This is a genomic window from Citrobacter rodentium NBRC 105723 = DSM 16636 (genome assembly GCF_021278985.1).
In the GTDB taxonomy this organism is placed as follows: domain Bacteria; phylum Pseudomonadota; class Gammaproteobacteria; order Enterobacterales; family Enterobacteriaceae; genus Citrobacter_A; species Citrobacter_A rodentium.
The window spans coordinates 4,378,361-4,403,863 of record NZ_CP082833.1 but is presented as its reverse complement, the minus strand read 5'-3'; the positions used below and the strand labels follow the sequence as shown (position 1 = coordinate 4,403,863).

The 25,503-nt window shown below is 53.7% G+C and carries 27 protein-coding genes, 1 tRNA gene and 3 pseudogenes; 17 read left to right on the top strand and 14 right to left on the bottom strand.

Features of this window, described 5'->3' with window-relative positions; genetic code table 11:
- Window positions 1-167: 167 nt before the first annotated feature.
- Window positions 168-885 (bottom strand): annotated as a pseudogene (gene istB, locus K7R23_RS21010) (IS21-like element helper ATPase IstB).
- Between the two features lie 128 nt (window positions 886-1,013).
- Here istB and K7R23_RS21005 point away from each other — a divergent pair.
- The 3 genes and pseudogenes from K7R23_RS21005 to K7R23_RS20995 all read left to right on the top strand — a co-directional run.
- Window positions 1,014-1,196 (top strand): annotated as a pseudogene (locus tag K7R23_RS21005) (DUF5983 family protein); the annotation flags it as partial.
- A gap of 16 nt (window positions 1,197-1,212) precedes the next feature.
- A complete protein-coding gene (locus K7R23_RS21000) occupies window positions 1,213-1,410 on the top strand; it encodes a DUF957 domain-containing protein (RefSeq protein ID WP_024132601.1) in 198 nt (65 codons plus the stop codon).
- 84 nt (window positions 1,411-1,494) lie between these two features.
- Window positions 1,495-2,339: pseudogene (locus K7R23_RS20995) on the top strand (DUF4942 domain-containing protein).
- A 149-nt stretch (window positions 2,340-2,488) separates the two neighbouring features.
- Here K7R23_RS20995 and K7R23_RS20990 read toward each other — a convergent pair.
- A tRNA-Ser gene (locus tag K7R23_RS20990) sits at window positions 2,489-2,576 on the bottom strand.
- A gap of 233 nt (window positions 2,577-2,809) precedes the next feature.
- Between K7R23_RS20990 and ghrA the strand changes: the two genes are divergently transcribed.
- The 4 genes from ghrA to K7R23_RS20970 all read left to right on the top strand — a co-directional run bounded on the left by ghrA (window position 2,810) and on the right by K7R23_RS20970 (window position 5,778).
- Window positions 2,810-3,748, top strand: coding sequence for a glyoxylate/hydroxypyruvate reductase GhrA (gene ghrA / locus K7R23_RS20985; protein WP_012905392.1), 939 nt, complete (start codon window positions 2,810-2,812; stop codon window positions 3,746-3,748).
- Window positions 3,749-3,880: 132 nt separating this feature from the next.
- On the top strand, window positions 3,881-4,618 hold the full coding sequence (locus K7R23_RS20980) for a phosphatase (protein WP_012905393.1): 738 nt from the start codon (window positions 3,881-3,883) through the stop codon (window positions 4,616-4,618).
- Between the two features lie 23 nt (window positions 4,619-4,641).
- Entirely contained in the window at window positions 4,642-5,196 is a 555-nt protein-coding gene (locus tag K7R23_RS20975; protein ID WP_012905394.1) for a TorD/DmsD family molecular chaperone, read from the top strand.
- A 99-nt stretch (window positions 5,197-5,295) separates the two neighbouring features.
- On the top strand, window positions 5,296-5,778 hold the full coding sequence (locus K7R23_RS20970) for a DUF1097 domain-containing protein (RefSeq protein WP_024132602.1): 483 nt from the start codon (window positions 5,296-5,298) through the stop codon (window positions 5,776-5,778).
- A gap of 59 nt (window positions 5,779-5,837) precedes the next feature.
- Here the strand turns inward: K7R23_RS20970 and csgG are convergent, their stop codons facing one another.
- From csgG to csgD, 4 genes are read right to left on the bottom strand one after another with little or no spacing between them, the layout of a single operon-like run.
- Window positions 5,838-6,671 carry a curli production assembly/transport protein CsgG gene (gene csgG / locus K7R23_RS20965; protein ID WP_012905396.1) on the bottom strand — a complete coding sequence of 278 codons (834 nt, stop codon included), beginning with the start codon at window positions 6,669-6,671 and terminating at the stop codon, window positions 5,838-5,840.
- Between the two features lie 25 nt (window positions 6,672-6,696).
- Window positions 6,697-7,113, bottom strand: coding sequence for a curli production assembly/transport protein CsgF (csgF, locus tag K7R23_RS20960; protein WP_012905397.1), 417 nt, complete (start codon window positions 7,111-7,113; stop codon window positions 6,697-6,699).
- Between the two features lie 26 nt (window positions 7,114-7,139).
- On the bottom strand, window positions 7,140-7,529 hold the full coding sequence (csgE, locus tag K7R23_RS20955) for a curli production assembly/transport protein CsgE (RefSeq protein ID WP_012905398.1): 390 nt from the start codon (window positions 7,527-7,529) through the stop codon (window positions 7,140-7,142).
- Between the two features lie 4 nt (window positions 7,530-7,533).
- Window positions 7,534-8,184 (bottom strand): biofilm master transcriptional regulator CsgD, encoded by a 651-nt coding sequence (csgD, locus tag K7R23_RS20950; protein ID WP_012905399.1) that lies wholly within the window; start codon window positions 8,182-8,184, stop codon window positions 7,534-7,536.
- A 743-nt stretch (window positions 8,185-8,927) separates the two neighbouring features.
- Here csgD and csgB point away from each other — a divergent pair.
- The 6 genes from csgB (at window position 8,928) to K7R23_RS20920 (ending at window position 12,768) form a co-directional block, all read left to right on the top strand.
- Window positions 8,928-9,383, top strand: a complete 456-nt coding sequence (gene csgB / locus K7R23_RS20945) for a curli minor subunit CsgB (RefSeq protein WP_012905400.1) — start codon at window positions 8,928-8,930, stop codon at window positions 9,381-9,383.
- Between the two features lie 40 nt (window positions 9,384-9,423).
- Window positions 9,424-9,879, top strand: a complete 456-nt coding sequence (gene csgA, locus K7R23_RS20940) for a curli major subunit CsgA (protein ID WP_012905401.1) — start codon at window positions 9,424-9,426, stop codon at window positions 9,877-9,879.
- A 61-nt stretch (window positions 9,880-9,940) separates the two neighbouring features.
- On the top strand, window positions 9,941-10,273 hold the full coding sequence (csgC, locus tag K7R23_RS20935; RefSeq protein WP_012905402.1) for a curli assembly chaperone CsgC: 333 nt from the start codon (window positions 9,941-9,943) through the stop codon (window positions 10,271-10,273).
- A 125-nt stretch (window positions 10,274-10,398) separates the two neighbouring features.
- Window positions 10,399-10,722 carry a type 1 fimbrial protein gene (locus tag K7R23_RS20930; RefSeq protein WP_012905403.1) on the top strand — a complete coding sequence of 108 codons (324 nt, stop codon included), beginning with the start codon at window positions 10,399-10,401 and terminating at the stop codon, window positions 10,720-10,722.
- A gap of 89 nt (window positions 10,723-10,811) precedes the next feature.
- The gene (gene ymdB / locus K7R23_RS20925) at window positions 10,812-11,345 is read left to right on the top strand and encodes an O-acetyl-ADP-ribose deacetylase (RefSeq protein WP_024132603.1); all 534 of its coding nucleotides are present in this window, start codon (window positions 10,812-10,814) and stop codon (window positions 11,343-11,345) included.
- Window positions 11,287-12,768: a phospholipase D family protein gene (locus K7R23_RS20920; protein WP_049794246.1), complete on the top strand. Its 1,482-nt coding sequence runs from the start codon at window positions 11,287-11,289 to the stop codon at window positions 12,766-12,768. Before ymdB ends, K7R23_RS20920 begins: the two co-directional genes overlap by 59 nt.
- A gap of 5 nt (window positions 12,769-12,773) precedes the next feature.
- Here K7R23_RS20920 and mdoC read toward each other — a convergent pair whose 3' ends face one another.
- On the bottom strand, window positions 12,774-13,934 hold the full coding sequence (mdoC, locus tag K7R23_RS20915; RefSeq protein ID WP_012905406.1) for a glucans biosynthesis protein MdoC: 1,161 nt from the start codon (window positions 13,932-13,934) through the stop codon (window positions 12,774-12,776).
- Between the two features lie 277 nt (window positions 13,935-14,211).
- On the opposite strand from mdoC, the gene mdoG reads away from it, so the two are divergent.
- From mdoG to K7R23_RS20900, 3 genes are all read left to right on the top strand, one after another.
- Window positions 14,212-15,747 (top strand): glucans biosynthesis protein MdoG, encoded by a 1,536-nt coding sequence (mdoG, locus tag K7R23_RS20910; RefSeq protein ID WP_012905407.1) that lies wholly within the window; start codon window positions 14,212-14,214, stop codon window positions 15,745-15,747.
- Window positions 15,740-18,268, top strand: coding sequence for a glucans biosynthesis glucosyltransferase MdoH (mdoH, locus tag K7R23_RS20905; protein WP_012905408.1), 2,529 nt, complete (start codon window positions 15,740-15,742; stop codon window positions 18,266-18,268). The genes mdoG and mdoH overlap by 8 nt, the downstream gene beginning before the upstream one ends.
- Before the next feature lie 101 nt (window positions 18,269-18,369).
- Window positions 18,370-18,597: a YceK/YidQ family lipoprotein gene (locus K7R23_RS20900; protein WP_012905409.1), complete on the top strand. Its 228-nt coding sequence runs from the start codon at window positions 18,370-18,372 to the stop codon at window positions 18,595-18,597.
- Here K7R23_RS20900 and K7R23_RS20895 read toward each other — a convergent pair whose 3' ends face one another.
- From K7R23_RS20895 to K7R23_RS20885, 3 genes are all read right to left on the bottom strand, one after another.
- Window positions 18,598-18,972, bottom strand: coding sequence for a MysB family protein (locus K7R23_RS20895; protein ID WP_012905410.1), 375 nt, complete (start codon window positions 18,970-18,972; stop codon window positions 18,598-18,600).
- Window positions 18,973-19,053: 81 nt separating this feature from the next.
- Entirely contained in the window at window positions 19,054-20,274 is a 1,221-nt protein-coding gene (mdtG, locus tag K7R23_RS20890) for a multidrug efflux MFS transporter MdtG (RefSeq protein WP_024132606.1), read from the bottom strand.
- Window positions 20,275-20,429: 155 nt separating this feature from the next.
- The gene (locus K7R23_RS20885) at window positions 20,430-21,350 is read right to left on the bottom strand and encodes a Kdo(2)-lipid IV(A) acyltransferase (RefSeq protein ID WP_012905412.1); all 921 of its coding nucleotides are present in this window, start codon (window positions 21,348-21,350) and stop codon (window positions 20,430-20,432) included.
- Between the two features lie 225 nt (window positions 21,351-21,575).
- Here K7R23_RS20885 and trhO point away from each other — a divergent pair, with 225 nt between their 5' ends.
- On the top strand, window positions 21,576-22,628 hold the full coding sequence (gene trhO / locus K7R23_RS20880; protein ID WP_012905413.1) for an oxygen-dependent tRNA uridine(34) hydroxylase TrhO: 1,053 nt from the start codon (window positions 21,576-21,578) through the stop codon (window positions 22,626-22,628).
- A gap of 86 nt (window positions 22,629-22,714) precedes the next feature.
- Here the strand turns inward: trhO and K7R23_RS20875 are convergent, their stop codons facing one another.
- The 4 genes from K7R23_RS20875 to solA form a co-directional block, all read right to left on the bottom strand.
- On the bottom strand, window positions 22,715-23,290 hold the full coding sequence (locus K7R23_RS20875) for a YceI family protein (protein ID WP_012905414.1): 576 nt from the start codon (window positions 23,288-23,290) through the stop codon (window positions 22,715-22,717).
- A complete protein-coding gene (locus tag K7R23_RS20870; protein WP_012905415.1) occupies window positions 23,287-23,859 on the bottom strand; it encodes a cytochrome b in 573 nt (190 codons plus the stop codon). The genes K7R23_RS20875 and K7R23_RS20870 overlap by 4 nt, the downstream gene beginning before the upstream one ends.
- 259 nt (window positions 23,860-24,118) lie before the next feature.
- Window positions 24,119-24,232 (bottom strand): YceO family protein, encoded by a 114-nt coding sequence (locus K7R23_RS20865; RefSeq protein WP_012905416.1) that lies wholly within the window; start codon window positions 24,230-24,232, stop codon window positions 24,119-24,121.
- Between the two features lie 50 nt (window positions 24,233-24,282).
- Window positions 24,283-25,404: an N-methyl-L-tryptophan oxidase gene (gene solA / locus K7R23_RS20860; RefSeq protein ID WP_012905417.1), complete on the bottom strand. Its 1,122-nt coding sequence runs from the start codon at window positions 25,402-25,404 to the stop codon at window positions 24,283-24,285.
- Between the last annotated feature and the right edge of the window lie 99 nt (window positions 25,405-25,503).

The window sequence follows — 25,503 nt, the reverse complement described above, 5'->3', positions numbered from 1 at the left end:
GTCCGTCAGTTGAAAAGGCGGGCACCTACGTTACCAATACTGGCTTAATGGCTACATACGGCGGTCGGTTTACGCTTACAACATATCAAAATCAGGCAATTACACAAAATTATGTACAGGCTCCTCGCGATTCGCATGTATTCGATTAACCGGGAACTTAACTTTTTCTACTGCTTTTTAACTCGTTTTTTCGGTGCTTCCACTATCGGGGGATTTTTCCTCAGGGGCTCTCTCTGAAGGACCACTCTGTGTGAGTTATATACCAGTCTGTCCAAAATGGCATCTGCTGTTGTTGGGTTTTTTATCAGACCATGCCATTTATCTACCGGGAACTGGCTTACCACTATTGTGCTGCTCTGCCCGTAACGACCTTCTGTGATCTCCAGAAGGTCATTACACTGGGCGTTACTTAACTGTTCCAGCCCCAGATCGTCCAGGATTAGAACCTGTATTTTTTGCAACTGTTTCAGATGTTTCAGCCAGCTGCCGTCAACACGCCCCTGAGCCAGCTGTTCCAGTAATCGCCCGTTTCTACAGTACCGGACGCTGTGTTTCTGTCAACATGCCTGTTCGCCCAGCACATTGGCTATCCAGTTCTTGCCGCATCCTGTCGGACCGGTTATCAGCAGGTTTTTCTTGTGGATTATGTAGTGGCCGTTCAGCACTTCCCTCATGTGTTCAGCCCGCAGACCTCTTGAGGCCGGATAACGCAGTCCTTCCGGTGTTACCTGGTATTTCAGGCCAGCATTTTTTCTCAACCGTGCCACACGACTGCTTTCTCTGTTCAGGAGCTCGTCATCAACCAGCAGCGTCAAGCCTCTCCTCGAACGACAGTTCGTCGTAAGTCTGAGGCGTTTCCCACTGCCGTATCAGGCTCCCGACCAACGCCGGGAGTTTCAATTGTGTCAGTTTGTTTAACAGGTTATTGTCAACGCCACAGAAGTCGATAAAGAGCTTTTCACCAGCACGATGCTCCTGGCGCATGGAGAGACGTCGCGTTTTTTTCTATTCCCGGTACCGGGTACCTGTTACGTACTGATGCGTGGTCGTATCCGGTTCTGCGGCTTAAACGCCTGGGCCTGTCAAAAAGGTTCCGTTGTCTGATTGTTATGCTCATCCAGCGTTATGGCGTCAGTCTCATTCATCTGGATGCCAGCGCCGGATGTCTGCCGGGCCTGCCCACTTTCGACTGGTAATCCGGAAATACACAACATCAAATCATTAACCACGGAAATGGCGCTGGATATTCTGATTGCGTGGCTGCAGGACAATATCGACTGCGAATCTGGAATTATCTTCGACAACAATGGGGATAAAACGGATTCGGCAGCACTGCTGCCCTGTATTGAACAGACCTGGGAGGATATCCGTACCCTGCGCCATCTGCAGCTTCTGCAGCAGAAGCGGTGAATTTCACTCACCATCGTTTATTCCCCTGACGCCAGCCTGGATACAGCTGGCGTTTTCATTTATCAGCAAAAAGGAAAACCAATTATGTCAGATATCACAATCTCCAGTCTGGAAGTGGTCAACGGGCATACGGATGTTATCTGCTCCACCAGTATCCGACACGTTGTGACGGTACGGAATATAGCACTGCAACAAACCGAAGCGCTTATCCGGCAACTGGCAGAAAACTCAGCACTGACAGAAATGATTGGAGGTAAAACCGCCCTGGACTGGGCCGATGAAACAGGATTTTCGCTGTGGCTGCTGGCTGACGGAGAAACCTGAAACCGCGATGAAAACCATCACCTGGAATCTCGACCGTGAAATCTGGCGTGACCTGATGCAACGTTCCGGGATGCTGAGTCTGATGGATGCACAGGACGGCGATACATGGCAGCGGTCACTGGAGTACGATAATTTTCCGGAAATCAGTGAAGAGAATATCCTGAGCAGATTTGAACAACTGCACCAGAGCAGGGATGAGGTGTTTGAGCGAGGGGGGGAGCAACGTTTTCAGGGGACTAAGCTGGGATTACAAAACCAACACACCCTGTAAATTTGGCAGTAAAATTATCGTCAACAATCTGGTGAGATGGGACCGGTGGGGATTTCATCTTATCACCGGGCAACAGGCCGACCGACTTGCCGATCTGGAAAGAATACTGCATCTGTTCAGCAATAAACCAGTCCCCGATTGCAGGGAAAACATCACCATTCATCTGGATGACCACATCCAGTCTGTTCAGGGTAAAGAGTGCTATGAAGATGAGATGTTCATCATTAAATATTTTAAGAAGGGCTCCGCGCATATCACGTTCAGGAAACCAGAACTGGTTGACAGATTGAATGCTATTATCGCAAAACACTATCCTGACATGCTGCTAGTATAGCTTTGTCAATATGGTTAAAGTTTGGAAATTGTCCGATAAGAGATGAACGCGGGTCATATAAACCGGTTTCAGATGGCATACCCAGTGGCATACTGTCTGAAATCAGAAATAAAAAAGCGCATGTCAAACAATGACATGCGCTCATAATATGGCGGTGAGGGGGGGATTCGAACCCCCGATACGTTGCCGTATACACACTTTCCAGGCGTGCTCCTTCAGCCACTCGGACACCTCACCATATTGTCGTTCCCGCGTTACCGGAACGGGCGCTAATGTAGGGAAATCCTGCGCCTGCGTCAATCAACTTTTCGAAAAAAGCGCGCGTTTATACAAACTTCAGGCAACATGCAGCTTTATTAAGCGGAAACTGCTTTTTTTGCCAGCGACCGGGAATTTGCTATGCTGATCATCCCATTGAAAACGATGATAATAAGCGCGCCAGATGGCCGCAATAACCCCCAGGAGTTTATATGGAGATCATTTTTTATCACCCTACCTTCGACGTCAGCTGGTGGATCGCTGCGCTGGAAAAGGCGATCCCGGAAGCCCGCGTTCGGCAGTGGAAAGAGGGGGATAACAATCCGGCAGATTATGCGCTTGTCTGGCACCCGCCCGTGGAAATGCTCGAAGGGCGCAAGCTCAAAGCCGTATTTGCGCTTGGCGCGGGCGTGGATTCGATCCTCAGCAAACTGAAAGCGCATCCCACCATGCTCGACGCGTCAGTTCCCCTGTTCCGTCTGGAAGATACCGGTATGGGGCTGCAAATGCAGGAATACGCCGTCAGTCAGGTGCTGCACTGGTTCCGCCGCTTTGATGATTACCAGGCGCTGAAAAACCAGGGCCAGTGGCAGCCGCTGCCGGAATATACCCGCGAGGAATTTACCGTTGGGATTATGGGCGCTGGCGTACTGGGCGCTAAAGTGGCCGAAAGCCTGCAAAGATGGGGCTTCCCGCTGCGCTGCTGGAGCCGTAGCCGCAAATCCTGGCCGGGCGTTGAAAGCTACGCCGGTATGGAGGAACTCGACGCGTTTCTCAGTAAGACGCGGGTGCTGATCAATCTGCTGCCGAATACTGCGGAAACGGTCGGTATTATCAATGGCGAAAGGCTTAATCAGCTCCAGGATGGCGCCTATCTGCTTAACCTGGCGCGCGGCGTTCACGTGGTGGAAGAGGATCTGATCGGGGCGCTGAACAGCGAAAAACTGAAGGGCGCAATGCTCGATGTGTTCAGCCGTGAACCGTTGCCAGCCGATAGTCCGCTGTGGAAGCATCCGCGCGTGGCGATGACGCCGCACGTCGCGGCGGTGACGCGTCCGGCGCAGGCGGTGGAGTATATCTCCCGCACCATCCGCCAACTGGAGAAGGGCGAAGCGGTCAGCGGACAGGTCGATCGCGATCGCGGCTACTGAGACAAACCCGTTTCGCGCCGGGCTTCAACGTTATCTGTCTTCCCTGCCCTGAAGGACGGGGTTTTACGGCGCACCTGATAAATGCTGGCGATTCCTGCTATTCTTGACGAAAAATGACTACAGGAGAGAGTTATGTATCCCGTTGACCTGCATATGCATACCGTCGCCAGCACGCATGCCTACAGCACCCTTAGCGATTATATCACCCAGGCGAAGCGCCAGGGGCTTAAGCTGTTTGCCATCACCGATCATGGCCCGGACATGGCTGATGCGCCGCACCACTGGCATTTCATTAATATGCGCATCTGGCCGCGCGTGGTTGACGGGGTCGGGATCCTCAGAGGTATTGAGGCGAACATTAAAAACCTCGACGGCGAAATTGACTGCACGGGTCCCATGCTCGACTCGCTGGATTTGATTATCGCAGGCTTTCATGAGCCGGTGTTCGCGCCGCAGGATAAAGCTGCCAATACCCGGGCGATGATCGCGACGATGGCCAGCGGCGTGGTGCATATCATCAGCCATCCCGGCAATCCCAAATATCCGGTTGATATCACAGCGATTGCCGAGGCGGCCGCCAGATATCAGGTGGCGCTGGAGATAAATAACTCCTCTTTCCTCCATTCCCGTAAGGGAAGCGAAGCCAACTGTCGCGCGGTGGCTGCGGCGGTGCGTGACGCAGGCGGCTGGGTCGCGCTGGGTTCCGATTCGCATACGGCGTTTACCATGGGCGATTTCAGCGAGTGTCGTAAAATCCTTGATGACGTGGATTTTCCGGAAGATCGCATCCTGAACGTTACGCCAGCGCGGCTACTGAACTTCCTTGAATCACGCGGGATGGCGCCCATTCCTGAATTTGCTGACCTTTAATGACCACCAACTGGACTATTTTGATGAACGAGTTTTCTATTCTGTGCCGCGTGCTGGGATCGCTGTATTACCGTCAACCGCAGGATCCGCTGCTGGTTCCGCTTTTTACCCTGATCCGCGAAGGGAAGCTGTCGGCAAACTGGCCGCTTGAACAGGATGAGCTGTTAACCCGCTTGCAGAAGAGTTGCGATATGGCGCAGCTGGCGGCGGATTACAATGCGCTGTTTGTTGGCACCGGTTGCGCAGTACCGCCGTATCGTAGCGCCTGGGTCGAAGGCGCGACGGAAGCAGAGGTTCGCGCATTTCTCTCCGCGCGCGGGATGCCGCTTGCCGATACCCCAGCCGACCATATCGGCACACTGCTGCTGGCGGCCTCGTGGCTGGAAGATCAGTCAGCGGAAGATGAAAGCGAAGCGCTGGAAACCCTGTTTGCTGAGTATATCCTGCCGTGGTGCGGCACCTTTCTCGGGAAAGTCGAAGCCCATGCCACCACGCCATTCTGGCGTACAATGGCGCCGCTGACCCGCGATGCGATTGGCGCAATGTGGGATGAACTGGAAGAAAATTCAGCGGAATAATGTGATTTAAATCACCTTCATTTGCAACGCGCATTAATGCTTGCATAAATTGTGTGCGCGATCTCATTCGTGGCGGCGTTTTCTGCTATTATGCGCCGCATGAACAGACTTCTTCCTATTGCAATCACAACGGGCATTCTCTCCGGCGTCTGGGGATGGGTGGCCGTTTCTTTTGGCTTGTTGAGCTGGGCTGGCTTTTTGGGCTGTACGGCCTATTTCGCCTGTCCGCAAGGCGGCCTGAAAGGGCTGGTCATTTCAGCCGCCACGCTGTTGAGCGGAGTGGTCTGGGCGCTGGTCATTATTCATGGCAGCGCGCTTACGCCGCATCTCGCTATTGTCGGATATGTTATGACAGGCTTTGTCGCCTTTCTGATGTGCCTTCAGGCAAAGCAGACGTTGCTGTCATTCGTGCCGGGGACTTTTATTGGCGCATGTGCGACCTTTGCCGGGCAGGGTGACTGGGCGCTGGTGCTGGCGTCGCTGGCGGTTGGTTTACTCTTTGGCTACGCGATGAAAAACAGCGGGCTGTGGCTGGCGTCGCGCCGTGAAAGGCAGGGTGTGCGAGCGGTTGCCAGTAAATAAGCAGCGCCAGAAGGCGCTGCGTCGGAAACAATCAGTAGGCCGGAATCTCCGGACTATTTTCAGGACTCTGGCGGCACCGACATCTGTCGGTATTTCACCAGAATATCATTCTGTCTGTCTGCTTTATTCTGCAAATCCCACAGCCCGCGATCGATACCATCGTTAATCAGGAAAATGACCCCGGTTTCTATCGCCGACATCAGACATAGCATCACCGGTTCGTTGGAGGTGTAGCCAATTTCGCCTTCCAGCAGTCGCTGATAGTCGATAAAGCGGAATACACCGGCTTGGACTTCATAAGACAAAATGGTTTTGCTGGTATTGACCGAGGAAAGGATCTCGCCGGTGCTGACGTTAACCACCCGCAGGTTCACCGCAATCTGATCCAGCTGATACTGCGTATCGGCGCCAATCCCGAAATAGCGGGCGCCCGCGCCGCCAGATTTGACATTGCTTTCGTAACCGATAATTGAGCCTTCAACCATAATATTCGCGGCGGTGAGCGACGGTAGCGGAATACGGTTATTGATAGCGACAGTGCCGTTTTCCTGCGCGGCGCGAATGATCTTACGTTCGTTGAGCAGGTTTTGCAGCCCCTGGCGCTCAAGCGGAATAAACCAGCGCGAATCCTTCAGCGCCGTCACCAGCATGGCGGTGGCGCTTTGCGGCACCGCGGTGGAAAAGTTACTGGCCGGGTAAGGTTTAAACTGTCCGGTTTCATCCTGAATGTTATAAACAGAGACAAATATTTTGCCGGTGGGGACGGGTAAATGGGTTAAATCTTTATAGCTTTGCGCACGCGGCATTAACGTCGGCTTAGCCGCTTCTTTTGGCGGAGTGGTTAAGCATCCGCTGAGCAGTGTCACGGCGATTAAAATAAGTAAGCGCTGCATGGTTTATTCCTTACGCGGCCAGGGCCTAAAAATCGGTGGATTGAGACTGTAAGCCCGACACTTCAATCGTCGAGGTTTTTCCCGTTTTCCTGTCCGTGACGTTGAGCTGCAACTGCCCGTCACGGTTGGCGATATCCACGATAAAATCATTGGTCACCATCCGGCCTGGTTTGCCGGTATTTATATTGGTCAACAGCCCGCCCAAAATCTGCGACTGAATAGCCTGGGTAAAGTTATCCAGCGCGGAGGGCATTTCCACGCCGTAATCGTCATCATAACTGGGATCTTTATAAGAATTCTGCGCCTGCGCGCTGTTCAGTAAAAAAGAGCCGTTATTCGGATTCCCACCAAAATTAGGGTTACGGAACTGAAAGGTCATATTACCGGCCCAGCTCAACGGCGAAATAAGCATGAGCGCCACTACTGCATGTTTGACACACATTACAGCCTCCGGAGAAAAATCATATTTTAGAATTCGTCATGCGTTAAATCGCCAGTGCTCAATAGCGCTTGATCTATTTGCCGGCGGTTTAAGGCTTCCTCAGTTTGTGCCAGTGCAAAGACAACCGTTCTTTCAAAGTCTCTTTTCGTTGGAAATAAAAAAGTCTGGAAAATAACGTCCTGATTTATCGTTATGGTGATCCAGCTTCCCCAACGCGCGCTGGGTCGTTCATTAATGGTTAAATTACCGGTGTATTCACTTTCCCACTTTTCACTAAACGCACGATAAAAATCGTGGCCGACAGACGAGACGGTATGGTCAGTGAGCAGGCCGGGTACCTCAACTTCTACAGCGTGCAGTTGCCCGCCAGCGAGCAGGCAATGCGCCGCCAAAAGCCAACTTAAATAGCGTTTCATGGCGTTAGCGCCTGAGGTTATCGTTTGCCCACGATACCGCCTGCGTACGGTTTTTAACCGCTATCTTCTTGAAAAGATTATAAAGATGGGTTTTTACCGTATTTTCACTGATAAACAGTGAGCGCGCGATTTCGATATTTGAAGCGCCAATGCGCAGTTTATTGAGGATCTCTTTTTCCCGGTGAGTCAGGAGAGCGGACTCTGTCCCGTTGTAACGGTAATTGCCCGAGTGGGTGATCAGATAGCTTGCCAGCTTCTGCGAGAAATAGCATTCTCCGCGCAAAATGCCCTGCAGGCCGTAAACGACGCGTTCTTCATCCTCGGTGACGTAAAAAACGCCGTTGATGTGCGGCCAGCTTTCAATATCCCGGTAGGGGTAATCTTCCGGCGTATTTAATAATAATGTCCTGATATTGTTGTTTTTCCTGGCTAAATTTTCCTGCCAGTAGTGAATAAGTTTTTTATCGGCCTCCATCATATCCACCAGCACGATACTACCGGCGGGAATATCATCCAGAGAACGTTGAATGTTATGCAATTTTCCGGAAACAGCCAGCGATTGCTTTAAGTGCTGCAATAATGCTGTTGCCTGCAGAGAGGGTTTGGTGATTAACAATAATGTATGACCATGAATACTATGGACTTCATTATACATGATGAAACTCCACTTTTTATTAGTCGCACATCTGACAGCTGCCTTTCATTAAATAAAGGCACCAGAAGTACTGACAGGTGTTGCACTGCTGTGTGTAGAATAAATAATTCTCACCCGGATGGGTGAAAATATTAATACAAACGAACGACGACTGATTTCAATCTAGCTATTACAAATCTTAAAGCAAGTGTTAAACTTGTAACAATATGTAAAATTATATATTAATTTGTTATCTCATGATGATTTTAAAGTTGATAATTGATAGTAAAGTTGTACATCAGAAAATTATTGCACAGTTTTATAAAGTCATACAAATAATGACATCTTGTTGTTTTTATTAAATTAAATGCAAGAAAATAGTGCAAAAGTTTTGCGGTTAAATTGTCAGCCGCCTGGCGTGTGTTCCTGGCGCTCTTTTCGACAGAAAAAAACGCTCCCGATCGCAGCTGGTTGCCGGGGAAGATGCTCGGGCGCGTTCCTGTCGCTGAAAATGGCGCAGAAGCGCTTCCCTGCGATTTTCATCTGATGAGAGGAGCAACTGACATAAGAGAAACAAATTACAGAGATGATAACTGCCGGTTTATGCGATTAGTAGCACTTTGGGGTGACTCCGTTTTAAAAAATACCACCGGTGGGTGAGTTATTAAAAATATTTCCCCGGACATACTCTTCATCGTAACGCGGCGTTAACAAATTATATGCCGATAATTAACTCGCTCGATAACCAGGTCCAGGGTGACAACATGAAAAACAAATTGTTATTTATGATGTTTACATTGCTGGGTGTGCCTGGAATGACTGCCGCAGCAGGCCCCGATTTAGCCGGAGCTGAATATAACTTTGCGGTAAATGAATTAAGCAAGTCCTCATTTAATCAGGCAGCCATTATTGGTCAGGTCGGCACAAATAATAGTGCGAAAATACGCCAGGACGGTTCAAAACTTTTGTCGGTGGTTTCGCAGGAAGGAGGAAGCAACCGGGCGAATGTAGACCAGTCAGGCACTTATAACTTTGCGTATATTGATCAGACGGGTAATGCCAATGATGCCAGTATATCGCAAAGTAATTACGGTAATACTGCGATGATTATCCAGAAAGGTTCTGGAAATAAAGCAAATATTACCCAGTATGGTACGCAGAAAACAGCAGTTGTAGTGCAGAGACAGTCGCAAATGGCAATTCGCGTTACGCAACGCTAATACATGGGCGGCAATTAAATCAATCCGATGGGGGTTTACCATGAAACTTTTACAAGTGGCAGCATTTGCAGCAATCGTGGTTTCTGGCAGTGCACTGGCAGGTTCTGTTCCGCAATGGGGCGGCGGCGGAAATCACGGCGGTGGCGGTAGCAGCACGGGTCCGGAATCCACCCTGAGCATTTATCAGTCAGGGGTTAATAACGCCGCGCTTGCGCTGCAAAGCGACGCTCGTAAATCAGAAACCACCATTCGTCAGGATGGTTTTGGTAACGGCGCGGATGTGGGTCAGGGGGCTGATAACAGCACCATCGAACTGACGCAAAGCGGCTTCAGAAACAACGCGACCATCGATCAGTGGAACGGTAAAAACTCGGATATCAGCGTCAGCCAGTACGGTGGCAATAACGCCGCGCTGGTTAACCAGACCGCCTCTGACTCCAGCGTTCTGGTCTCACAGGTGGGCTTTGGCAACAACGCCACGGCGAATCAGTACTGATTCTGTTTTAATGCAGAACAATAAACAGGGCGAAAGCCCTGTTTTTTTTCGGGAGGACAGCATGAATTCGTTCATACTTGTTGCCGCGCTTTCCAGCCAGATCGCTTTCAGCACCACGCAACAAGGCGATGTTTATACCATCATACCGCAGGTTACGCTGGCGCAACCCTGCGTCTGCCAGGTACAAATTTTAGCCCTCCGTGAAGGCGTGGCGGGGCAAAGTCGGTCACAGCAAAAGAAGACGCTTTCTTTACCCGCTAATCAACCCATTGATTTGACAAAACTCAGCTTAACTATTTCTCCACAGGATAACGTAAAAATTATTGTTACGGTGTCCGACGGACAGGCAATGCATTTATCACAACAATGGCCGCCTCCTGCGACATCTTCGTGATCGATGGCGGAGGCGAGGCTGCTGAGCTATGAATAAAGTAACGTGGAATACGTTACTCCCTGATTCAGCCTGCACAGCAGAAAGGGAAAAGCCCCTCAAGGATGACTCGTCATTGAGGAAAAAGTATGCAGCCACTTTCTGCTGTAAAGAGAACGGTTTTATCTCTCGGCCTTATTACGCTTTTCGCCGCCGCCGCGATGGCGGACGCAGATCGGCAGGGCGGCGTTATCCATTTCAGCGGCGAGATTGTTGAGCCGCCCTGCGATATCAGCCGCAGTGAGCAACGTCTGGCGCTCTCCTGTAGCCGCGAGGGACAAACCGAAACCCGCTATTATTCTTTCCATGAGCTGACCACTGCGCCGCAGCATTTTAAGGGGATTGCGTCAGTGGAAATGCAATATATTGATAAGCAAAATAAACTGGCGGTGATGAACATCGTCTACCACTAAACGCGCCCGGTGGGCGAGACAATGAAAAAAGCGATTTTCAGGGGAAGAGTGCGGTACACTTGATAAAGAAGGTCACGCAAGGGGAACCTATGAACTCGCGCATTCATGTTATTCACGGGGATATTACCACCGTTGCCGTTGATGCCATCGTCAACGCCGCAAATCCGTCACTGATGGGCGGCGGTGGCGTTGACGGAGCAATTCATCGCGCGGCAGGCCCGGAGCTGCTGGAGGCCTGTATGACGGTGCGCCGACAGCAGGGCGAGTGTCCGCCCGGCCATGCGGTCATTACCGCGGCAGGGCGTCTTCCGGCGAAAGCGGTGATCCATACCGTAGGCCCGATCTGGCGGGGTGGCGAGCATAACGAAGCGCAACTGCTGCATGACGCGTATCTGAACAGCCTGAACCTGGCGCTGGCGAATGGCTATCAGTCGATCGCCTTTCCGGCAATCAGCACGGGCGTATACGGCTACCCGCGTGCGGCTGCCGCGGAAATCGCGGTAAATACGATTTCGGAATTCATTACCCGTCGCGCTTCACCGGAGCAGATATACTTTGTCTGTTATGACGAAGAAACTACCCGACTATACCAGCGCTTACTTACCCAACAAGGCGACCAATGAGTTGACCCGGCTTGCCCGCGCCATCACCCCTCTGTGTGAACGTCACCCCGGCGAGTGCGGCCTGCTTGTTCTTGATGACAGTCTGGACGCCTTTGCGGCCCGTTATCGTCTGGTGGAAATGGCCGAGCGCACGCTGGATATTCAGTATTACATCTGGGAAGACGATATGTCCGGGCGTCTTCTGTTCTCGGTGCTGTTAGCGGCGGCAAAGCGCGGCGTTCACGTCCGGCTGCTGCTTGACGATAACAACACGCCCGGTCTGGATGACACGCTGCAACTGCTGGACAGCCATCCCAATATTGAAGTTCGCCTGTTTAACCCGTTCTCTTTTCGTATGCTCAGGGCGCTGGGCTATTTAACCGACTTCGCCAGGCTCAACCGGCGAATGCATAACAAAAGCTTTACCGTTGATGGCGTCGTTACGCTGGTGGGCGGGCGCAACGTTGGCGACGCCTATTTTGGCGCCGGGCAGGAGCCGTTGTTTTCCGACATCGACGTGATGGCGATTGGCCCGGTAGTTAGGGATGTGGCCGATGATTTCGAACGTTACTGGCGCTGCCGCTCGGTTTCGACGCTGAAATCGGTGCTGTCGCTCTCGGAAGAGGAGATCGCCTTTCGCATTGAGCAGCCGGAGTCCTGGTATAATGACGACATCACCCGCCGCTATCTGCATACCCTCGAAACCAGCCAGTTCATATCTCACCTTGAAAGCGCCTCCCTGCCGCTAATCTGGGCGAAAACGCGGCTGCTGAGCGACGATCCGTCAAAAGGCGAAGGGAAAGCGCAGCGTCACTCTCTATTGCCGCAGCGGCTTTTTGATGTGATGGGGTCGCCGGGGGAGCGGATCGATATCATTTCCGCCTATTTTGTCCCTACGCGGGCAGGCGTCGCCCAACTGCTGCAGCTGGTCAGGAAAGGGGTCAGGATTGCGATTCTGACCAACTCGCTGGCGGCGAACGACGTCGCCGTTGTCCATGCCGGCTACGCCCGCTGGCGCAAGAAGCTGCTGCGCTACGGCGTTGAACTGTACGAGCTTAAGCCCACGCGGGAACATGAAACGGTGGTGCACGACCGTGGCCTGACCGGGAATTCCGGCTCCAGCCTGCATGCCAAAACGTTCAGCATTGACGGCTGTAAGGTGTTTATCGGCTCGCTCAATTTTGATCCGCGCTCAACGCTGCTGAATACGGAGATGGGATTTGTCATCGAAAGTGAGAGGCTGGCGACGTTGATCCATAAGCGCTTCACCGAAAGCCAGCGTAACGCCGCCTGGCAATTACGTCTGGATCGCTGGGGGCGTATTAACTGGGTGGATCACCAGAATGACCAGCCGGTGGTGATAAAAAAAGAACCCGCTACCGGATTCTGGAAGCGGGTTCTGGTGCGACTGGCTAAAATATTGCCCGTCGAATGGCTACTGTAGACGGCTTAATGAGTCAGCCGCGGCGCTTTATCCTGACGGATCGCGGGTTTACCGGAGAAAAGGAATTTAAGCAGCGGAATGCGTAAATGAATTTCATACAGCACCAGCGCAATGCCGATAACGAATACCAGCCCGCAGAGAAATCCCAGCAAATTCGAGGCAATATGCGGCGTAATGTATGCGCCGAAAAACAGCGTCAGCGGATGGTGCACCAGATAGATAAACAGCGACGCGTTAACAAAGTAGGTGACGCGGGCCGACTGAAAATTCAGCAGGCGATGTCCCAGTGAAAACACCACGTTAACCATCCACAGTCCCATCAGCATCGTAATGACATATTCCGTTTCGTACATCCAGGCGTCGCCGCTGCCGTAGCGTTGATTGAGCAGATAGGCGACAAAGGCAACAGCCGCGCCCAGCGCGCACCCGCGCGAAGGGGTGGTGAACAGCGCCTTAAGCGGCGGGGAAATAAAGGCCAGCGCGCCTAAAATAAAGAAAGGCATATAAAAGAGCGTCTGCATGACGATAAAATTGAACATGCCGTCGCTGAGAATCGGCGGATAAATAACGAATATTGTCCGTCTTAGCGCCGCATACATCACGCCCAGTAAAAAGAAAATAAGCGTCAGTTCAGGCATGGAGATCGTGCTAAGACGCCGTGCGCTGCCCGCAGTCAGTTTTTTTCGCATCAGGCTAAATATCACCAGGCTTACGCTGGTTAATACCACCAGGACGAGTAAAAACCACAGGTGGGAAATTAATTCCCAGGCCAGCGTATTATATTTGTCATACAGGGAGAGGGCGTGCCAGCCGTCTGCTTTTCCTTTTACATATTGCAACATAATAAATTGCGGCAACGTCAGGAGCGGAATAGCGGTAAGCATAGGGATACCGACGCGTTCGACGCGCACTTTCCACCAGCGTTTCAGCGGGTAACGCAGAAACAGCATGTATGAAAAATAACCTGAAATAACAAAAAAGACCTGCATACGAAAGGCATGGATAAAATCGTTAAACAGCGTCAGCCACCAGGACGGCCCGGCGCTATTCACGTGCCAGATATGGCTGGAATAGATTAAGGAAATATGGAAAGGAATACCCAACAACATCAGCCAGGCGCGGATGGAGTCAAGAAAATATTCACGCTGCGCGGGTACGGGATTCATAGAGTTTTCGTATTCTCAATTCTCAGACTATTCGTCTTATCCATAAAGCGATTAATAGTTACAGTCGGTGGCAACCCTACACGAAGTATGACGGCCTGTCTCCAGGATAAGCACGCAAAGTGCAAAAGGCTCTGACGAATGCTTAAGGCATGAGCCAGCGTGCTGAACAATGCCGGGATTCAGTTGTCCTAACGCCTGATTATCCATTAAAATAGATCGGATCGATATAAGCACACAAAGGGGGAAGTGCTTACTAATTATGAAACATAAACCACAAATGATGAAAATGCGTTGGTTGGGTGCGGCGGTGATGTTAGCGCTTTCCACCACGTCAGGTTGGGCTTTCACCATCAATGACGTAGCAAAACAAGCTCAATCCTTAGCCGGTAAAGGCTATGAGGCGCCAAAAAGCAACTTGCCCTCCGTTTTCCGCGAGATGAAATACGCGGACTATCAGCAGATCCAGTTTAATCGCGAAAAAGCCTACTGGAACAACATCAAAACCCCATTCAAGCTCGAGTTCTACCATCAGGGTATGTACTTCGACACGCCGGTCAAAATCAATGAAGTGACCGCGACCACGGTAAAGCGCATCAAATACAGCCCGGACTACTTTAATTTCGGCAACGTTCAGCATGATAAAGACACCGTAAAAGATCTCGGGTTCGCCGGGTTTAAGGTGCTCTATCCCATCAACAGCAAAGATAAGAATGACGAAATCGTCAGCATGCTGGGGGCGAGCTATTTCCGCGTGCTCGGCGCCGGGCAGGTTTATGGCCTGTCGGCGCGTGGCCTGGCTATTGATACCGCGCTGCCCTCAGGCGAAGAGTTTCCCAGTTTCCGTGAGTTCTGGATCGAGCGTCCAAAACCGACTGACAAACGCCTGACGATATATGCGCTGCTGGATTCGCCGCGGGCGACCGGCGCCTACCGTTTCGTGATTATCCCAGGCCGCGATACCGTGGTCGACGTGCAGTCGAAAGTGTACCTGCGCGATAAAGTCGGCAAACTGGGCGTCGCGCCGTTAACCAGTATGTTCCTGTTTGGGCCGAACCAGCCGTCGCCGACCAGCAATTATCGTCCGGAGCTGCATGACTCCAACGGTCTGTCGATCCATGCCGGCAACGGCGAATGGATCTGGCGTCCGCTGAACAACCCGAAACACCTCGCGGTAAGCAGCTTCGCGATGGAAAACCCGCAGGGCTTCGGCCTGCTGCAGCGTGGTCGCGAGTTCTCTCGTTTTGAAGATCTCGACGACCGTTACGATCTGCGGCCAAGCGCCTGGATCACGCCGAAAGGCGAGTGGGGCAAAGGAAAGATCGAGCTGGTTGAAATTCCGACCAACGACGAAACCAACGATAACATCGTGGCTTACTGGACCCCGGATCAGCTGCCTGAAGCGGGCAAAGAGATGAACTTCAAATACACGCTGACCTTCAGCCGTGATGAAGACAAGCTCCATGCGCCGGATAACGCCTGGGTGCAGCAGACCCGTCGTTCAACCGGCGACGTGAAGCAGTCCAATCTCATTCGCCAGCCTGACGGCACTATCGCCTTTATCGTGGACTTTGCCGGTAGCGACATGAAAAAACTGCCGCCGGAGACGCCGGTGACTGCGCAGGCCAGCATCGGCGACAATGGCGAGATCGTCGAAAACGCCGTGCGTTACAACCCGGTCACCAAAGGCTGGCGTCTGACGCTGCGCGTCAAAGTGAAAGATGCGAAGAAAACCACTGAAATGCGCGCCGCGCTGGTCAATGCCGATCAGACGCTGAGTGAAACCTGGAGCTACCAGTTACCTGCCAATGAATAAGACAACTGAGTATATTGACGCAATGCCGCTTTCCGATATTGAGAAAGCGGCATTGCCGAAAACGGATATCCGCGCGGTGCATGAGGCGCTGGATGCCGGACATCGCCGTTACTCGCGAGAAGACGATTCACCGCAGGGATCGGTCAAAGCGCGCCTGCAACAAGCCTGGCCGGATTCACTGGCGGAAGGGCAACTGAGTAAGGATGACGAGGGACGCGACCAGCTTCAGGCGATGCCGAAGGCGAAACGTTCCTCAATGTTCCCGGACCCGTGGCGCACCAACCCGGTGGGGCGTTTCTGGGATCGCCTGCGCGGTCGCGATGTGACGCCGCGCTACCTCTCCCGTCTGACGAAAGAGGAGCAGGCCAGCGAGCAAAAATGGCGTACCGTCGGTACGATTCGGCGCTATATTTTGCTGCTGTTAACCCTGGCGCAGACCGTCGTCGCCACCTGGTATATGAAGACCATTCTTCCGTACCAGGGCTGGGCGCTGATCAATCCGGTCGATATGGTGGGGCAGGACCTGTGGGTCTCTTTTATGCAGCTGCTGCCCTATGTGCTGCAAACCGGCATCCTGATCCTGTTTGCGGTGCTGTTCTGCTGGGTATCCGCAGGTTTCTGGACCGCGCTGATGGGCTTTCTGCAATTGCTGATTGGTCGCGATAAGTACAGTATCTCCGCGTCAACGGTCGGCGACGAAGCGCTGAATCCGGAACACCGTACCGCGCTGATCATGCCTATCTGTAATGAAGACGTGGACCGCGTTTTCGCCGGGCTGCGCGCGACCTGGGAATCCGTGAAGGCGACCGGCAACGCGGCGCATTTCGACGTCTATATTCTCAGCGACAGCTACAATCCCGATATCTGCGTAGCCGAGCAGAAGGCGTGGATGGAGCTGATTGCCGAAGTGCAGGGCGAAGGACAGATCTTCTACCGCCGCCGCCGCCGCCGCGTGAAGCGCAAAAGCGGCAACATCGACGACTTCTGCCGCCGCTGGGGCAGCCAGTACAGCTACATGGTGGTGCTGGACGCCGACTCGGTTATGACCGGCGAGTGCCTGAGCGGCCTGGTGCGCCTGATGGAAGCGAACCCGAACGCCGGTATTATCCAGTCGTCGCCGAAGGCATCCGGGATGGACACCCTGTACGCCCGCTGCCAGCAGTTCGCCACCCGCGTTTACGGGCCGCTGTTTACCGCCGGGCTGCACTTCTGGCAGCTGGGTGAGTCGCACTACTGGGGCCATAACGCCATTATCCGCGTTAAGCCGTTCATTGAGCACTGCGCGCTGGCGCCGCTGCCGGGCGAAGGCTCGTTTGCGGGGTCGATTCTTTCCCACGACTTTGTGGAAGCCGCGCTGATGCGTCGCGCAGGGTGGGGCGTGTGGATCGCCTACGATCTGCCGGGCTCTTATGAAGAGCTGCCGCCGAACCTGCTCGATGAACTGAAGCGTGACCGCCGCTGGTGCCACGGCAACCTGATGAACTTCCGTCTGTTCCTGGTCAAAGGGATGCACCCGGTTCACCGCGCCGTGTTCCTCACCGGGGTGATGTCGTATCTCTCCGCGCCGCTGTGGTTTATGTTCCTTGCGCTGTCCACCGCGCTTCAGGTGGTTCACGCGCTGACCGAGCCGCAATACTTCCTGCAACCGCGCCAGCTGTTTCCGGTGTGGCCGCAGTGGCGTCCTGAACTGGCGATTGCCCTGTTCGCTTCGACGATGGTGCTGCTGTTCCTGCCGAAGCTGCTGAGCATTTTGCTTATCTGGTGTAAAGGCACGAAAGAGTACGGCGGGTTTATTCGCGTCACGCTGTCGCTGCTGCTGGAGGTGCTGTTCTCCGTGCTGCTGGCGCCGGTGCGTATGCTGTTCCATACCGTGTTTGTCGTCAGCGCCTTCCTCGGCTGGGAAGTGGTGTGGAATTCGCCGCAGCGCGACGATGACTCCACCCCGTGGGGCGAAGCGTTTATGCGTCACGGTTCGCAGCTGCTGCTCGGCCTGGTGTGGGCGGTTGGCATGGCGTGGCTGGATCTGCGCTTCCTGTTCTGGCTGGCGCCGATCGTATTTTCGCTGATCCTGTCGCCGTTCGTGTCGGTGATCTCCAGCCGCTCGACGGTCGGACTGCGCACGAAACGCTGGAAGCTGTTCCTGATCCCGGAAGAGTACTCTCCGCCGCAGGTGCTGGTGGATACCGACAGGTATCTGGCGCTGAACCGCAGCCGCAGCCTCGCGGATGGCTTTATGCATGCGGTGTTTAACCCGTCGTTTAACGCGCTGGCTACCGCAATGGCCACCGCGCGTCACCGGGCAAGCCAGGTGCTGGAAATTGCCCGCGATCGTCACGTCGAACAGGCGCTGAACGAAACGCCGGAGAAACTCAATCGCGACCGCCGTCTGGTTCTGCTGAGCGATCCGGTTACGATGGCGCGACTGCACTATCGCGTATGGCATTCACCTGAGCGCTATTCTTCCTGGGTGAATTACTATCAGGACATTACGCTGAACCCGCAGGCGTTGCGTAAACCGTAAGACGGTGATGCCGGATGCGCTACCCGTATCCGGCATCAATAAAGCTTAATACCGGCTTGCGCCGGTATTTTTTTACACGAAGAGAACCAGGGGAGTAATGTATGCGCATTATCGCAGCGGCTATGATGGTCATCTTGTTAAGCGGCTGCGGCAGCATTATCAGTCGCACCGTTCCCGGACAGGGGCACGGTAATCAGTACTATCCGGGAGTGCAGTGGGATGTACGGGATTCCGCATGGCGCTATCTCACCATTCTCGATCTGCCGTTCTCCCTGGTGTTTGATACGCTGCTGTTGCCGATTGATCTCCACCACGGCCCCTATGAGTAATTAGCGCTCATCCCACTCATCAGCAGCGGTCTGTCCTTCTTCGGTGTCCAGCGGAGGCTCAAGCTGAAATTCACCTTCATCCCACTCATGCAGCGTATTTTCTTCCTGCCACTCCTGGCGGATCTCTATCTCATCATAATCGCCGTCAAAAATGCTTTGCGCGGCTTCACCGCTTAGCAGCGGCAGGCATTCGCCTTCTTCCCCTTCGTCGGCGAAGAATTCCACCTGCCACATGATGTCGCCATCCTGCATCACATACTTTTGCACGTTAAACTGTTGTACATTGGCTTCATCCTGATCGACCTCAGGATTGTCCGCCAGAAATTCTTCACGGGCTGCGTCAATGGCTTCTTCCAGCGTTGCGTACATAGTCATCAGAGTCTCCCTTTGATTTGATGAGTTATTCAGGGAAAGAATAGCTGATTCTCCGGTTTTGCAAGTATGAATACTGAAAAATCATCCGCTAGCGCGCGACGCGACGCGCCGACGCAGGCTGTTCCATGAGTAAAACGCGTTGAACAGCACCACGCCGGCGGTAACCAGAAAGACGGCGCGGAAGCCGTAGTTCGCGGAGATTGCCGCCCCCATCAGCGGCCCCGTTACGTTGCCGATATCGCGAAACGACTGGTTATAGCTGAAAATACGCCCGGCGATCTGGCTGGTGGAGTTATAAACCAGCAGCGTTTGTACCGCGGGAAGCAGCGCGCCGTCCGCCGCGCCCAGTAAAAAGCGCAGAACCGCCAGCTGCCACGGCGTCTGGACGAAAGACATCGGGATCAGCAGCAGAACAGAAACGATCAGCGCGACGATCAATATTTTTTCCGGGCCGATCCGATCCCCAAGCTTCCCCAGCCGCGGCGCGCTGAGCAGCGCCGCAACGCCGGGAACTGAGGCGATCATGCCGCTGATAAAGGCGATATTGCTGACGTTACCGGCCAGTTCGCGGACGTACAGCGTCAGGATGGGTGCGATAGAGCCCGTGGCGACCTGAATAATCAGCGTGGTGACAAACAGGCTCAGTACCAGCTTTGGATTTTTTAGCGAGGCGACCACTTCCCGCACGTGTAACATCTCTTTTTTACTGACCGGCTTAAAATTCTCGCGAATAAAAAACAGCGTCAGTAAAAAACAGATCAGCAGCACGCTGGCGGTGATAAAAAATACCGGGCGCAGGCCGTACTGGTCGGCGAGCAGTCCGCCCGCCAGCGGGCCAAGCAGCGCGCCGCTGACGCCGCCGGTGGAGAGCGTGCCCAGCGCCCAGCCGCTTTTGTTGCGCGGTACCTGGGTGGCAATCAGGGCGTTGGCGTTAGGGATAAAGCCGCCGAGCAAGCCGAGCAGCGCGCGCAGCACCAGCAGTTGCCAGATATTCTGCGCGACGCCCATCAGCACCATTACAATCGCCATGCCCAGCGCGGAACGCAGCAGCATAATTTTTCTGCCCTTGCGGTCGGCAAGCCCGCCCCAGAACGGCGAGGCGATAGCGGAGAATAAAAACGTGATGCTGAACACCAGGCCAGACCACATGTTCAGCGCACTGTGGCCCGTTACGCCAAGCTGCTCGACGTAAAGCGGCAGGAAGGGCATCACCAGGCTGAAAGCGGCGCCGGTTAAGAAACAGCCGAGCCAGGCGACGGTAAGATTACGTTTCCAGTTTATGGGTATCTCAGAGGTTGACATGGCGCTCCGCAGTATGATGCGCTGTCTGCGCAGGAAAAAAATAATATAAATTAAGCACATTAATTATGCGCCGCAGTCGGAAAGCCTGCAATGTGGGTCGCTTTTAAAGCTAAAACAGGGATAAAGCAGCCCGCCAGGGGCTGCGAAGGGAAGCGTCAGTAGCGGGAAGGAACGCCTTCAGGACGTGTCTTGAAGCGGCGATGCAGCCACATATACTGCTCCGGCGCCATCATGATGCACTTCTCGACAATCTTGTTCATCCAGGCCGCCGTGATTTCCGCATTTTCCAGCGGCGGTGAGCACTCCGGCGGCAACATGATTAACTGGTAGCCTGTGCCGTCGGGTTTACGCCGCGGCACGAAAGGTACCAGACAGGCGTTGGACATCTTTGAGAGCATCCAGGTGCCGGAGGTCGTGGCGGCCTGTTCGACGGCGAACAGCGGCACGAACACGCTGGCGCGCGGGCCATAGTCATGATCCGGCGCATACCAGACCACTTCGCCTTTCTTCAGCGCCTTGATCATACCTTTCAGGTCTTTGCGATCGAGCATCGATTTATTAGAGCGCATTCGTCCCCAGGTCTGTAGCCAGTCGAGCAGGGGGTTATCGTTTGGCCGGTACACCCCGATCCCCGGTTCCTGCAGGCCGAACTGACGCGCCCCCAGCTCCAGCGTCAGGAAGTGTAGCCCTACCAGCAAAATGCCGCGCTGCTGCGCCTGAACGTCGCGGATATGCTCCATACCGATTACTTCGGTCCAGCGCGAAATCCGCCGGTCGGGCCAGAACCAGGCCATGCCGGTTTCCATCAAGCCCATGCCGACCGATTCAAAGTTTTTGACTACCAGCGCCTGTCGCTCCTGCTCGCTCATATCCGGGAAGCACAGTTCGAGATTGCGCCGGGCAACTTTCGCGCGTTGCTTCATCAGACGAAGCGCCAGATGTCCCAGCAGATGGCCTAAGCGATAGATGAGGGGATAGGGCAGTTGCACGACCAACCAAAGTGCGCCAATACCGAGCCAGGTTAACCAGTACCGTGGATGCAGTAGTGCTGCGGAGAACTTAGGTAAATTCGTCATCTCTTTCCTGTTATGAACCAAAAACGGGCAATTATCTGTATTGTGGCATTTTTTTGCCTGCAGCAAAAATCCGCGCGGCGGATATGGCGATAATTCCGACAAATGTTGTTAAATTTTTAGAATGAAGAAGGAAATGTAGCGCAAAATGTGTGGATGTAAATTGGCATCAATTGCTATATGATGCCGCCCGATTTTGCTTTTCACTTATTGCAGGAACCGTACACCATGCCAGTGTTACACAACCGCATCTCGAATGACCTCCTGAAAGCCCGGATGCTGGCTGAAACAGAGCCGCGCACGACGATCTCATTCTATAAATATTTTACTATCGCTAATCCGCAGGCCGCGCGCGACGCGCTGTATCAGCGGTTCAGCGCGCTGAACGTCTTTGGTCGCGTCTACCTGGCGCAGGAGGGCATTAACGCCCAGATCAGCGTGCCGCAAAGCCAGCTCGACAATTTCCGTCAGCAGCTTTACGCCTTCGACCCGGCGCTGGACGGGCTGCGGCTGAACATCGCGCTGGATGACGACGGGAAATCGTTCTGGGTCTTGCGCATGAAGGTGCGCGATCGCATCGTCGCGGACGGCATTGACGATCCGCGCTTTGACGCCAGCAACGTCGGCGATTACCTGCAGGCCGCGGAAGTCAACGCGATGCTTGACGATCCCGATGCGGTGTTTATCGATATGCGTAACCACTATGAATATGAAGTGGGCCATTTCGAGAACGCGCTGGAAATTCCGGCTGATACCTTCCGCGAGCAGTTGCCGAAAGCGATCGAAATGATGCAGGAACATAAAGACAAAAAAATTGTGATGTACTGCACCGGCGGCATTCGTTGTGAAAAAGCCAGCGCCTGGATGAAACATAACGGCTTTAACAAGGTGTGGCACATTGAAGGCGGCATCATCGAATATGCGCGCAGGGCGCGCGAGCAGGGGCTACCGGTACGCTTTATCGGTAAGAACTTTGTTTTTGATGAGCGGATGGGCGAGCGTATTTCCGAAGAGGTGATCGCCCACTGTCACCAGTGCGGCGCGCCGTGCGACAGCCACACCAACTGCAAAAACGACGGCTGTCATCTGCTGTTTATTCAGTGTCCGGCCTGTGCGGAGAAGTTTACAGGATGCTGTAGCGAGCTGTGCTGCGAAGAGCTTGAGCTGCCGGAAGAGGAGCAGCGCCGCCGTCGCGCGGGGCGTGAGAACGGCAACAAGATTTTTAATAAATCGCGCGGGCGACTGAATACCGTGCTCGGTATCCCCGATCCTGCTGAGTAACCTGTGCCGGATGGCGTTATCCGGCCCGGTAATCCATACCAGTCGGTAGGCCCGGTAAGCGTCAGCGCCACCGGGCATTCGCGACGTTATTTCTGCTGAACGCCTTCAACCGAGATGATCAGATCCACTTCCTGCGACACCGGTCCCAGATCCTTGGTGATATTGAAGTCCTTCAGCTTAATTTTGCCTTCCGCTTCAAAGCCTGCGCGCTTGCTGCCCCACGGATCGTCACCCTGACCGATCATTTTCGCTTCCAGGGTAACCGGTTTGGTCACCCCGTTTAAGGTCAGATTACCGGTAATATCCAGTTCATCGCCATCTTTCTTCACGCTGGTGGAGGTGAAGGTGGCCTGCGGGAATTTCGCCACGTTGAGGAAATCAGCGCTGCGCAGGTGCTTGTCGCGCTCGGCGTGGTTGGTGTCAACGCTGTTCGTGTTAATGGTGACGTTCACCTTATCGGCGGCAGGGTTCTTTTCGTCAAAGGTAAAAGTGCCGTCGAAATCTTTAAACGTGCCGTACAGCCAGCTGTAGCCCAGATGCTGAATACGGAAATTAATAAAGGCGTGTTGGCCTTCTTTGTCGATTTTATAGTCCGCCGCCAGCGCGGAACCGGTGGTGAACAGCAGTGAGGCGAAGGTTAAACCCAGCAGGCTTTTTTTCATTTTTCAGCTCCATAGTCAGATGACGATTTACCCAGCATACGCTTGAGGGTGTCGTCTTTATCGATAAAGTGGTGTTTGAAGGCCATCAGGCCATGCAGAACAGAGAGAATCACCACCGTCCAGGCCAGCCACAGATGTACGCTTCCGGCGAGGTCGGCCTGCGCGCCGGCGTCGGCGAAGGTCGCCGGTACGTCGAACCAGCCAAATACGCTGATCGGCTTGCCGTCAGCCGTCGAGATCAGGTATCCGCTGATGACAATGGCGAACAGCAGCAGATACAAGGCCATGTGCGCCAGCGAGGCGCCAGTGCGGATGAGCGGGGAGTAGCTTTGCAGCGGACCGGGCGGTGGCGACAGGAAACGCCAGACGATGCGTATCACCAGCCCCATCATCAGCAGAATACCAATGCTTTTGTGGATCTCCGGCCCCTGATGATACCAGCCATCGTAATAGCTGAGTGACACCATCCACAGACCCAGGCCGAACATGCCGTAAACCACAAGGGCGGTCAGCCAGTGCAGGGCAATAGAGAAAAAACCATAGCGTTGCGGAGTATTTGAAAACTGCATAAACACACCAGATGATATTTCGGGATGGAATGAAAATGGCGCGTAAATGACATTAATGCAACTAAAAAATAACGTAGCTTCGCTTTTTTTATTTTTATTCAAAAATTTAGCGTTAATTAATAAAATTACTTCAAAGGATTCGTTAAGTCTCACGCTCAGGTGAGAAAGGGCAACGTATGCAGGAAAGCGGTGTCGTTCAAAATATCCCAACGAAACTGGCGATAAATTCAGTTTTTGTCAATATTTGTCAGGGCGACGGTCAGAAGAAGTAGATGTAAATAACGTCCAGAATCGCCAGCAGCGACCATAAGAAAATGTACAGCATAAAATGCTGGCGAATATTGTTTACCCAGAACTGAAACAGACGACGCATTATTGTTATTCACACCAGAAAAAGGGCCTCCTGGCGAGGCCGTTATGCCGTCAGGCCGTAAAACGGGCCAGCCGGAAGGGGGTCAGGTCAAAGCCAGACGGCTTATTTTGCGCGAAATCGGCGGCAATTTCACCCAGTACCGAAGCAAATTTAAAGCCGTGACCGCTAAGACCGGTGATCACCAGCGTGTTATCGTGGCCGGGCAGCGTGTCGATGATGAAATCTTCATCCGGCGAATTGTCGTAGGTACAGGTCGCGCCATATAAGCAGCAGCCGATGCCGGGAAGCACGTTGCGCAGGAACGGGAACGCTTCGGCGCCATCGCTGGCGACCGCGGCGAAGGGCTTGCGTTCTTCTTCGTGCTGGATGACCTGACCGCCGTTATGCCTGCCGATCTTCAGCGCGTCGTTTTCTGCCGGGAAGCCATAGAACTGATCGCCGTTGAGCAGCTCGCCGGTAAAGGCGGGAAAGTTGTTTTTGCTGCTGTAGCGGCCATCCGCCTGATACCAGGCAAACACTTTGCGCACGGGCTGGACAGGCAGGTCGGGCAGCAGCTTCTGCACCCAGGTTCCCGCGCTGACCAGCGCTTTCTTCGCGCGATATTCGCCGTCTGCCGTCTCAACCGTGACGCCGCCATCCTCATCGTGATGAATTGCCGTTACCGGGCAGTTGAAAAGCTGGGCGCAACCTCCCTCTTTCGCCAGCCGAATCCAGGTTTTGATCGCCAGTTCGCTGCGTAAAAAGCCGGAGTCGGCTTCAAACAGGCCGATATAATCATCGGGTACGCGAATTTCCGGCCAGCGCGCCATGATGGCGGCGGCGTCCAGTTGTTCGACGTTGAGCTGCCACTGCTTCGCGCTGCTGGCGACGTTGGCAAGAAACGCCGAGTGAGCGGGACCCAGATTGATCACCCCGGAGCGGACAAAAACGGGCTCCTCAGCGTCGGCGGAGAGTTCATCCCACAGCGTCTGGGCGCGCAGCACCAGCGGGACATATTTCTCGCCTTCGCCGTAAGCGTGACGGATTAATCGCGTGTCGCCATGATGGCTTCCCTGCTGATGCGGCGGCAGATGCGCATCGATCATCAGCACCTTCAGTCCGGCGCGGGTGGCGTAGTAACCAGCGGCCGCCCCTACGGAGCCGCTGCCTGCAATAAGTAAATCGTATGTCATCGGTTTCTCTCTGCTGTCGCGATAAATGCAGAGTAATTAAGTGAACCGGGTTATACAACCCGGAAATGGCAAAGGCACCGTGAAGGTGCCTTTTTGAGT